This window comes from Psychrobacter sp. TB55-MNA-CIBAN-0194 (genome assembly GCF_040309505.1).
Lineage (GTDB): Bacteria > Pseudomonadota > Gammaproteobacteria > Pseudomonadales > Moraxellaceae > Psychrobacter > Psychrobacter fozii.
Map to the genome: position 1 here is coordinate 1 of NZ_JBEOOW010000598.1, position 249 is coordinate 249.

At 42.6% G+C, this 249-nt stretch carries 1 protein-coding gene; it reads left to right on the forward strand.

What is annotated here, in order from left to right; all coding sequences use genetic code 11:
- Positions 1 to 41: 41 nt before the first annotated feature.
- A partial coding sequence (locus AAEY75_RS16415) for a hypothetical protein (RefSeq protein WP_352260225.1) occupies positions 42 to 249 on the forward strand: 208 nt, incomplete at its 3' end.

Consider the following 249-nt stretch of genomic DNA (forward strand, 5'->3'; position numbering starts at 1 on the left):
TTTCTATGGTTACCAGGCAAGCAAGAAAGGATGCTCTGATCATGATTGATGCATCGCAACGTCGGTATTATGTGTGTTTCAGTTTGTTGGTATTTGCCACGCTACTTACCCCTATTTTTGCGGCCAGTTTTGGTGCAGCCAATATTGATCTTAATGACGTATTGATCATTTTCAATACTTTATGGGGGGGTGACATACCGAGTTCTATTGATGGCAGTGAGCATGCTATCGAGTTGAGCCAACGTATTG